Source organism: Lentisphaerota bacterium, from assembly GCA_016873675.1.
Lineage (GTDB): Bacteria > Verrucomicrobiota > Kiritimatiellia > RFP12 > JAAYNR01 > VGWG01.
This window is the reverse complement of the sequence record VGWG01000089.1, coordinates 1-10641: the sequence shown is the minus strand read 5'-3', so window position 1 is coordinate 10641 and position 10641 is coordinate 1. Positions and strand designations below refer to the sequence as shown.

The window sequence follows — 10641 nt, the reverse complement described above, 5'->3', positions numbered from 1 at the left end:
GGAAACCCCCTCCAGCCGCACCACTTCGGCGCCGCAGTGGGGTGCCGGCGCAATCCGCAGGTAACCGGCGGACTGGCTCCGCTTGGGCAGGCGGATCTCCTCGATCTTCTCCAACTGCTTCACCCGGCTCTGCGCCTGGGACGCCTTGGAACTCGTGGCCTTGAAACGCTCGACGAACCGTTCAAGCTGCTCGCGGCGGCGATCCTGATTCGCCTTGGCGGCGAGCAGATTGACATACCGCGCCTCGCGTTCGCGCAAATAGTAATCGAGGTCGCCCGGATAGCGGGTGCATGTGCCGGCATCGACCTCGATCGTCACCGTGGCCAGCGAACGGAGCAAATACCGGTCGTGCGAGATCAGCAGCAGCGTCCCCTCGTAGGAGCGGAGAAACCGCTGCAGCCACTCGACGGCGGGCAGATCGAGGTAGTTCGACGGCTCGTCCAGCAGCAGCAGTCCGGGCACGGAGGCGAGAATGCGCGCCAGCTCGGCGCGCATCCGCCAGCCGCCGCTGAAGGTGATGAAGGGCCGGTCGAATTCGGGCACGGCGAACCCCAGCCCGCCCAGGGCCGCCTTCACGCGGGTCTCCAACTGGTAACCGCCGGCATGCTCGAACTGCGACTGCATGTCGCCCAGCCGGCGTAACAGGCGCCCCCGCTCCGGCTCGTCCGCGGCGGCGTCGACCGCGGCGGCGAGCCGGTGCAGTTCCACCTCCATGTCGTGCAGCCGCGGCACACCCCGCAGCGCGTATTCCAGGAGCGTCTCGGCGTCGTCCTCCGGTTCCAGATGCTGGCGCACATAGCCGATGGCGGGCTTGCCCTCCAGCGTCACGACACCGCCGTCGGGCTGGCGGGCGCCGAGGATCAGTTGGAAGAGCGAACTCTTGCCCGCGCCGTTCGGGCCCACGATGCCGACACGCTCGCCCGCGTGGATGCGGAAGCTGACGCCGTCCAGCACAACCTGGGTGCCGTAACGCAAACTGATGTCTTTGAACTCAATCACGGGCGTACATCATCACCGGAACCGGCCCGGCGGACAAGTCAAAAAATTGCGGACTCGACAGAACGCCTCGGTATCGGTTATACATACACGCCGCCGCCGCCGATAGCCCGGTCTATTCATACGTAACCCAGGGTATTCGCCGTGAATATGCAACTCGACCGCAAGGAATCGTTCATCTCCTTTCGTTGTCCATCGTGCGGACAGGAAATTGAGGCCTCTCACGACAGGGCCGGAACCCCTCTGGAATGCCCGGTGTGCGGCCAGTCGCTCGATGTGCCCCTGATGCCGCAATCCGGAACCCGCCGGGCGCCGGCCGAGGGCCAGGATGCGAAGGAGATCGCGGCCATGAAGGGCCGGACGATCCGCATTGAACTGTCCGACGATTTTTAGCGGCCATGCACACGCACCCCGTCAGGCGTCAACCGATCATTGGGATTGCCTGCCTGCTGATCATCGGAACCGGAGCGGGGCTGCGGGCGGGCGCGTCGCTCGCGTTGCCCCTGGCGATTGCGTGCGCCGTCGCCGCGCTGGCCGTTGCCGCTTACGGGGCGTGGCGATCCGGTCTCCGGGGCGGCATCGCCGTGGCGGCCACGGTGTGTTGCGCGGGCTTTCTCTCCGGATTCCTGTCCGAATGGACGCGGCGGGACGAGCGGGCCTGGCTGGCCGCCCACGCGACCGAACCGGTGCAGGTGCGGGGCGTGGTGGATAGCGACGCATTCACCCCCTATCGTCCTCCGGGCGCCACCCGCCGGGTCATTTCGTTGCGCCGGGTGGTGATCGAGCACGCCGGCGGCGTTCGTCCGCTCACCCAGACCCCGGTCCGGGTCACCTGCTATGGCCGTGATCTTCTTCCGAAGGTGGGCGAGACGTGGTCCTTTCCCACACCCCTTTCCAAGCTCCGCACACGCCCGAAGCCAACCCATCTTCCGGTCAACACCCGTCCGGGCGACGCCGTGCTGCTGGAGCCGCCCGCCTTCTGGGACTGGCGTCCGCTCGCCGACCGGGCCCGCGCGTCGGCCGTGCGGAGGCTCTCGCTGGGTATCGAATCCTGGCCCACCGTCCCCACCCTGATCCATGCCATGCTGCTGGGATTGCGCAGCGACATCCCGCCCGAAATGAACACCATCTTCCGCAACTCGGGGACGATGCACGTGTTCGCGATTTCGGGACAGGGCATCGGACTCGTCGCGGCCGTCCTGGCGGCCGGCCTGTCGTTCCTGGCCTTTCCGCGGACGCGCTGGGGCCTGACGCTAATCCCGCTGCTGTTCGGCTATACGCTGTTGACCGGCGCCAGCTCGAGCGCGATGCGGGCCTGCCTGATGGCCGCCTTCTACTTCGGCGCGCCCCTCGTGCGCCGCAAGCCCGACCTCAGCGCCGCCCTCGCCGCCGCCGCCATCATCCAGATCGCCTGGGACCCGCGGGATCTCCTGAGTATCGGCTTCCTCCTCTCGTACACCGTGATGGCGGGACTGGTGCTCCTGTGTCCACCACTGTCGCGCCTCTTCCGCGCCCTGTTGCGTGTCGAATCGGCGGCCACACAGGCCGCGCTGCTGCGCCTGTCGGAGCGCCTGACCCAGCAGCGCCAGCGCTTCGCCCGCCAGGCGTGGGCGGTGCGGCTGGCGCTGTGGCGGCATGCGACGCTCGGATTCTTCGCCGACCTCCTTGCCATGGGCGTCGCCGCCTGGGTCGCGTCCGCCCCGCTCATCGCCTATTTTTTCGAACGCTTCATCCCCGGCGGACTCCTCGCCAATCTGGTCGTCGTCCCGGCTGCCGGCCTGATCGTCGTCGCCGGCGCTCTGGCCATCCTCACGAGTTTTCTCTTTCCATCCATCGCCGGGATATTCAATTGCGCGGCCGCCTTCTGCACCGCCGTCATGGTGGAGGCTTCGCGTCTGACCACGCTCATCCCCGGCGCGTCGGTCATCGTCCCTCCGCCGTCCCTGGCCTTGATCGTCGTGTGGTACGCCGCCATGCTCGCCGCCGCTTGGATGCTGCACACCGCCGGGCAGGCCGAAAAAGCCGAACATCCCTTCTGACCGCCTTTTCAAGATTGAATCCGGGCCGTGCGTGTGCTAAGCTCGCCCACGTTCATCCGCACGGGTCCCCTGATCTGCGGACGAGCGGGTGCCCTCCGTCATAACACTCACCGTTCCGGCCAGTATGATCCTCCATACGTCACGCTCGCAGCCGCTCATCGGCTCATACACCCTGCCCGGCGATAAGTCGCTCGCCCATCGGTCGGCCTTGTTCGCCGCCCTCGCCGAGGGCGAGAGCGTGATCGGTGCCTTTCCCCTCTCGGGTGTAACCCGCGCAATGCTCGACGCCCTCACGGCCTTCGGCGTCCCCTGGACGTTCGACGGCGGCACGCTGACCGTAACCGGTTCGGGGCTCCGCGGGCTTCTTCCTCCCGCAGGGGCCGTGACCTGCCGCAACTCGGCCACAACCATCCGCCTGCTTGCCGGCGCCGTCGCCGCCGCAGGTATCCCCTGCACCCTGGATGGTTCGGAGGGACTGCGCCGCAGACCTATGAGCCGTGTCACCGAACCCCTCCGTGCCATGGGCGTCGTGATTGAGACGGCACCCGGCGGCGGAGCGCCTCTCGTGCTTCGGGGGCGCCCTGCAGATGCTCGTCTCACGGCGTGCCACCACGCGCTCCCCGTCGCCAGCGCCCAGGTCAAATCCTGCCTGCTCCTCGCGGCGCTTGCGGCCGACGGTCCGGTGACGCTCGGTGAACCCGGCCCCTCGCGCGACCACACCGAGCGCATGCTCCGCGCCATGGGCGTCGACATCCGCTGCGATCCCGCCGCACACGGGGTCACCCTCACGCCCTCCACCGCGCCGCTGCGGCCGCTGCGGACCGATCTGGCGGGCGACATCTCGACCGCCGCATTCCTGATCGTCGCGGCCACGGTGATTCCGGGATCCGATATCACCCTGCTTGGCGTCGGCGTGAATCCCACCCGCACCGGTCTTCTGGACGCCCTTCGATCCATGGGCGCCGACATCACCGAATCGAATCCGCGCGCGCGTTCGGGCGAGCCTGTCGCCGACATCCGCATCCGCGCGGCCGCGCTCAGCGGCACTCGCGTCTCGGGCGACCTCGTGGTGCGCATGATTGACGAATTTCCCGTCTTTGCCGTTGCCGCCGCCTGCGCGACGGGACTGACCGAGGTGAGCGATGCTGTCGAGCTGCGTCACAAGGAGAGCGACCGCATCGGCCGGCTCTGTGTTGAACTTGCCGGTGTCGGCGTGGACATTGCTGAGCGCCCGGATGGCTTCGTCATTCGCGGCGGCGGCATCCGCGGCGGTTCGGTGGACGCCCACGGCGACCACCGGATTGCCATGTCGCTGGCGGTTGCAGGATGGGTCTCACACACCGGCATTGCCGTCCGCCAAGCGGAGATCCTCTCCGAATCTTTCCCCGACTTTGTCCCCGTCTTCTCGCGGCTCGGCGCCGCGATCCAGACGGATGAACCGGTGTTCCGACCTGATTAGCAGATGATCGGTCCGGGCGGCGGGGTGGATAGCGTGAGCAGGCGTGTTCTCGTTTTTTTTGACATACCTCCGGTCGATGTCCTGCTCACGAAAGATGAAGGTGTCCGGAAAGTCCAGTCTGTCTCTAGGCACAGTACGTTCTTTCAACTTGCTTTGTTGGACACGCGTTGCTACCTTTGAACCGTTCTGATGGAAATTCAAGGCGTCCGAGGTTGATGCGTGGCTGCTGGCAGGCAAGGCGGTGGACAAGACTGAAACCGGCGCGGCGGACAAGTGAGATGAACATGGTAGATGTCGAGAGACAACGGGCAGTCCTGAATCTCCTTCGGGACTTGCGCAGTCTGGAGGGGTTAAAAAGCCTGTTTTGGGAGGAGTTGAACTACGAGCGGGAAAATAAGCCCCTCAGCCCGCGTCAATGGCCGGACAGTGCCAGACAAGCCCTTGCCGAAGACCCGATTCTTTTTGCCAGTGGCGGAGAGGATGGTGCCTTCCACGTTTTTTACTGCCGCCTGGCTTCACCCGATTTGAGCCGTGGGCTTGAGCGCCCGGTTGTGAACCAACTGCTTCGCGACCATCCCTACGCCCTCTTTGTCTTCTCGAACAAGAGCCAGTCGGCCTGGCACTTCCTGAACGTCAAGTATGATGAGAAGGCCGAGAACAGGCGGCTGTTTCGTAGAATCACGGTCAGGCCGGGTGCCGGTTTGCGCACGGCGGCGGAGCGCGTTCAACTTCTGGACCTGGCCGTGATCAATCCCCAATTGCTTGGCATCACGCCGCTGGCGATTCAGCAACGCTGCGACGTGGCTTTCGATGTCGAAGCGGTCACAAAAGATTTCTTCCGCGAAGTCGCCAACTGGTACTTCTGGGCGCTGAAAAATGTTCAGTTTCCGAAAGACGCGCCCAAGGAGGCGGACGGCCACGACCACATCAGCGTGATCCGCCTCATCACGCGCCTCATTTTTTGCTGGTTCGTGAAAGAAAAAGGACTCATCCCCGACACGCTTTTCGACGAGCGCACACTCGCTCGGACTCTCACTGGCTTCGAGCCGGCAAAGACCGGCGACAAGCAATCTGTTTTCTACAGAGCCATCCTGCAAAATCTGTTTTTCGCCACACTCAACACCGAAATGGACAAGCGCGGATGGACGAAGGAAGAACAGAATTTCATGGCGCACAGCCTCTATCGCCATCGCGACTGTTTCAGCGAACCGAAATCCACGCTCGATTTGTTCAAGGAGATCCCGTTCCTCAACGGCGGGTTGTTTGAATGTCTCGACAAGGACCTCGGTTTTCCTGCCGCGCCGCATGCCTGTGCCGCCACGGCAGACAGGAACGCGGCGCAGGCATGCGAAAACGCAAAGTCGCGCTACGTTCGCATTGACGGTTTCTCCCGGCGCGAAGACAGCCAACCCATCGTGCCGGACTTCCTCTTCTTCGGACCGGAGCGCGAAGTGGATTTGAGCGCGGATTACAATGACAAGAAATTCGGGCGCGTGCCGGTGCGCGGCCTCATTCACATTTTCAACCGCTACCACTTCACGATCGAGGAAAACACGCCGATCGAGCAGGAAGTCGCGCTCGACCCGGAATTGTCCGGCAAGGTGTTTGAAAACCTCCTCGCGGCCTACAACCCGGAGACCGGCGCGACCGCCCGCAAACAGACCGGCTCGTTCTACACGCCCCGCGAAATTGTCAACTACATGGTGGACGAGGCGCTCATCGCCTGCCTGAAAACCAAGGTGGAACAGACATTCTTGTCTGTTGGGCAAGGTGGTACAGGCATTCCTGCCTGTACATCACAGTCGAACAGCACAGACAGGAATGTCTGTGCCACCCTCGAACACAAACTCCGCCATCTTTTCGCCTACAATGACGAACCCCACCAATTCACGCCGTCGGAAGTGGACGCCCTCATCGCCGCCATTGACGGCCTGAAATCCATCGACCCGGCCGTTGGTTCGGGCGCGTTTCCGATGGGCATCTTGCACAAACTCGTTTTCATTCTAGGCATACTCGACCCGCGCAACGAGAAATGGAAGGAGCGCCAGATTGCCCGTGTCCGCGACACGATGGCGACCGCCGAGAAGATCGAGGACGCCACGGCCCGCGAACGCGCCGTGCGTGAATTGGAACAGCATATCGCCGGCATCAACGAAGCCTTTGAGAACAACGAACTGGATTACGGCCGCAAACTCTACCTGATCGAGAACTGCATCTACGGCGTGGACATCCAGCCCATCGCCGTCCAGATCGCCAAGATGCGGTTCTTCATCTCGCTCATCGTGGATCAGAAGATTGACGACGCACAGCCCAATCGCGGCGTCCGTCCGTTGCCGAACTTGGAAACCAAGTTCGTCGCCGCCAACACGCTCATTGGCGTGAACCGACCCGGCCAGCAACTGCTCCGTAACCTTGACATTGACAAAAAGGAAGCCGAATTGCGCCGCGTGCGCGAACGCCATTTCCTCGCCCGCACGCCGAGGCAGAAGGCCAAATGCCGTGACGATGACACCCGACTCCGCGCCGAGATCGCCGAACTGCTCAAAGGCGACGGCTGGGACACGACCACCGCCCGCAGACTCGCCTCATGGAACCCCTACGACCAAAACACTTCGGCGGACTTCTTTGATCAGGAGTGGATGTTTGGCGTTACGGATGGTTATGATGTAGTAAGTAGTAATCCCCCTTACGGGTTCCACAAGATCCACGGTGATGAAGCAAAAGCATATTTCAAGCAGCACTATGCATCCTCACAAGGCAGTTATGAACACTACTTTTTGTTCTATGAGGCCGCACTCCGACTTCTTGGAAAGGCAGGTGTGCTTGCTTTTATCGCTCCTGTGACATGGTTAACGATCCCGTCTGCTAAGTCTTTACGACGATATATTCTGGAGAGGTATTCCCTTTCCGCGATTTGTTGGCTCTCGGAACAAGCGTTCGATAGTGCTAGAGTGAACACGTTGATCTCACTAATTACCAACAGCACGGCATCGATCACAAGCGTTAAGATCTATGATCTGCTTGCAGAGTTTCCAAATATGCCTAAGAAGCACAGAGATATTCCGCAGAACCAGTTTGTTGATGCTGGCCACTACATCAGCATTTTCAGCGGGGTTGAGGATAACTCGATCTTGGAGAAAGTACGCCGTGTCTCAAAACCGCTAAAGGATTTCGCCAGGCCCTGTTCGGGCTATAACCCGTATGAAGTTGGTGCTGGCGAAGCTCCTGATGGGGGCCCACACACAGAAGACACGGTTCGAGAGAGGCCTTACCACTCTAGATCAAAGTGTGGAAGTCAGTGGAAACCGGAGATCACGGGTAGAGATTTGCGCCGTTACTGTGTCCGGGTCACTGGAGACCGCTGGGTGAAGTATGGGCCTTGGTTGTCCGCCGCACTTGTTTCAGACCTGAAGAAACTCCCCATATTTCCAGCTAGCGATAGCCAACAAGTTGCGATTGCCAAACTCGCAAGAAGGATATCTGACGCCAAGCAGCAAGACCCGAACGCCGACACGACCACATTGGAGCGGGAGATCGACCAGAAGGTTTACGCCCTCTACGGCCTGACGCCGGAGGAGATCGAAATCGTGGAGGGGGCGAGCACGAAACCATGAGCAGCAACCGAGCTTTCTTTATCCGCAAGCAGTCATGGTCCATGATCAAGGATCAGTTACTGGGCGGTTATTGGAGCACCGCACGTGGGATCAAATGCCCCAGTTATCGGAGGTTGGCGCATGATCTCTGGGCCATGCGTCGCGCGAAGATCGATCTGCGTTAAGTAACTAAGGAGACCATCATGCCGAGAACCAACAAGACAGCCAACGAACAACGGCTCAGCGCCGAGCAAATCGCCTTCTTGAAGGAAAAGATGGGCCACTTCGCAGATCGGAACCCGTCCGCAGGGATCACGCGCACCGACTGCAAACAGCTTTTCGAGTATGTGGCGGTCCAGAAGATCACGTACCTCTATGACGATGAACTGCTCGAAGGCCTTCTGCACGTGGATCGTAAGCGAACCGGCAAGGCTGAAGAGTTGTTGGACGCCTACCTGATTCTGGATCAGGGCGATGAGGTCCAACTCAAACTCTTTCAGTTCAAGTGGAAGGAGGACTACAGCGGTGGGATTTCGACCAAGGAACTCCATCATTTTGTCACCCGCATGAATGCGGTCTTCCTGCACGGCGATCTTCAGGACGACAAGACGCTGGAGGCCTTCAAGGAGGTTCGCGAGGCTTTCGACGCCGCCCTGTCCGCAAACAAGCGCGCCCGGCCGCGAATCCAGTGTTACTACGTCGTCAACGGGCAGAACGTTTCACCCACCGACGCCTCCAAGATTCAGGAAATCCGCGACATTTTCGCACACGACCGACAGGCCTATGGGTTTACGTTCGAGACCTATGGCGGTACCGACATCTACAGCCTTTGCGCACTCGGCCGCGTCCCGATCCAAGAGGAGACGCTGGAGGTGAACCACGAATGGGGCAATGAGTCATTCCTGCTTCATAACATCGGTGCCAATCCCAACGGTATGCCGCTGAAAGTTATGGTGGGCTTCGTCAACGTGAACCAGTTGATCCGTCTGGTAGACCGTTACAGCAATAATGAGCTTTTTGAGAAGAACGTGCGGCTCTTTCTTGGCACAGGCAAGGATGTGAATAAAGGGATCATCCAGACGGTCACCAGCAACGAGAGTGTCTGGTTCGGCTACATGAACAACGGCGTGAGCATGACAGCCGAAGACGTTCGCGTGGATCTCCCCGCAAGCAAGGGCAAGGTGCGCGTGCGGCTAACGGGGATGCAGATCATCAACGGCTGCCAGACGGTCAACGCGCTCTATCATGCCAAATACTCGCCCGACCTGAAGGACCGTTTCCAAGGCAATTCGAACGTCATGGTGCGTATTTACCAGATCGATCCGGCGAACAAGCCGTTTCACGATGCGCTGATCATCGCGACGAACTCGCAGAATGCGATCCGTCCGGAGGACTTGGTCTCAAACGACGCGACGCAGTGCGCCATCCAGCAGGTCTATCAGGAATACGGCATCGGCTACGAGCGCAAAGAGGGTGAGACGCCGCCCGGTCATGGTTATCAAGTTATCTTTTCCAAGGAACAAGCGGCGATGGCATACCTTGGGGTCATTGAGGGGAAGTGTTCCAAGCTGCGCAACTCGCTCAGTCGCCGGGAGTTCTTCCGCCAAGGCGAGGACTATTATCGTGTTTTCAACCTTCGGGAACCCGATGCAGAATCGCCGGCGAGCCCGCTCCCAGAAGGGTTTGAACCCGGTGCCGCCGCCAATGTGCGCGCATTGGATATCTTGGCGGCGCGATGCATCGAGGAGGCGTGCCGCGTGAATATTGCCAAAGTGCCCAAGCAGGATCGTGGTCCGCTGAAAAAAGGCGCGTACTATTTGGCTCGCATTATTTTCCTGCAAAATAAGGCGCAGGTTCTGGACGTCGTGGCCAAATTGAAGGGCCAGGAGAGAAAGCCTTGCGTTTCAAAGGAGGTGATCGAGTCCGTATCTATGATCGGAAACAAGGGCTTTATCGCCGCACGAGGCGTGTTTGAAGCCGCGATCACGGAGTATCTGGCCAAAGAGGGCGGCAACGAGGACGCCGCACTAAAGAACACGGCTTTTGCGTCGTTGGTCGATGAGCGGAGCGTAGTGAAGATGGAGGGAATATGAACACGAAGAGCAATAAACAGTCGCGTGAAGCCGAATCGCTTTCGCAGCGGATGGAACGTCTGGCGGGCGGGTCGGCGAAACGCGGGGTCCGCGACGCGCAAGATTTGGTCTACGACGCCTGGGAGGCGGCGGACAGCGACGAGGCGTTCGATCTACTGACCCAAGCCGTCGAACTCGACCCGACCAACGTGGACGCCTGGCTGGGGCTGATGCGCTACGAGCCGCTTGACGGCAAGGATGAGGTCGTGTTTCTCCGCCGTCTCGTGGCCTTGGGTGAGAAGAACCTCGGCAAGAAGGTGTTTCGTGAGGGCAAGGGCATCTTCTGGGGGCTTTTTGAGACGCGGCCCTACATGCGGGCGCGGTCTCGTCTGGCCACTTGCCTGAAGGCGGCTGGACGGCTGGAGGAGTCCGTGGCCGAACACGAGGGCATGCTCGAACTCTGTCCGGGAGACGATCCGGGG

7 protein-coding genes are annotated in these 10641 nt (G+C 61.1%); 6 read left to right on the top strand and 1 reads right to left on the bottom strand.

The genetic code is table 11. From position 1 onward, the window contains the following. On the bottom strand, positions 1-999 hold a 999-nt coding region (locus FJ222_10035; GenBank protein MBM4164760.1), incomplete at its 3' end, for an ABC-F family ATP-binding cassette domain-containing protein. Between the two features lie 141 nt (positions 1000-1140). On the opposite strand from FJ222_10035, the gene FJ222_10030 reads away from it, so the two are divergent. From FJ222_10030 to FJ222_10005, 6 genes are all read left to right on the top strand, one after another. Beyond that, positions 1141-1389 carry a hypothetical protein gene (locus FJ222_10030; GenBank protein MBM4164759.1) on the top strand — a complete coding sequence of 83 codons (249 nt, stop codon included), beginning with the start codon at positions 1141-1143 and terminating at the stop codon, positions 1387-1389. A gap of 5 nt (positions 1390-1394) precedes the next feature. Continuing rightward, complete coding sequence (locus FJ222_10025) at positions 1395-3035, top strand: ComEC/Rec2 family competence protein (GenBank protein MBM4164758.1); 1641 nt, start codon at positions 1395-1397, stop codon at positions 3033-3035. Positions 3036-3123: 88 nt separating this feature from the next. Continuing rightward, positions 3124-4494, top strand: a complete 1371-nt coding sequence (gene aroA / locus FJ222_10020; protein MBM4164757.1) for a 3-phosphoshikimate 1-carboxyvinyltransferase — start codon at positions 3124-3126, stop codon at positions 4492-4494. A gap of 215 nt (positions 4495-4709) precedes the next feature. Beyond that, complete coding sequence (locus tag FJ222_10015) at positions 4710-8108, top strand: hypothetical protein (protein MBM4164756.1); 3399 nt, start codon at positions 4710-4712, stop codon at positions 8106-8108. Positions 8109-8290: 182 nt separating this feature from the next. Next, entirely contained in the window at positions 8291-10180 is a 1890-nt protein-coding gene (locus tag FJ222_10010; GenBank protein ID MBM4164755.1) for an AIPR family protein, read from the top strand. Then, positions 10177-10641 (top strand): hypothetical protein (locus FJ222_10005; protein ID MBM4164754.1); only part of this gene is annotated, 465 nt, incomplete at its 3' end. The genes FJ222_10010 and FJ222_10005, both read left to right, overlap by 4 nt.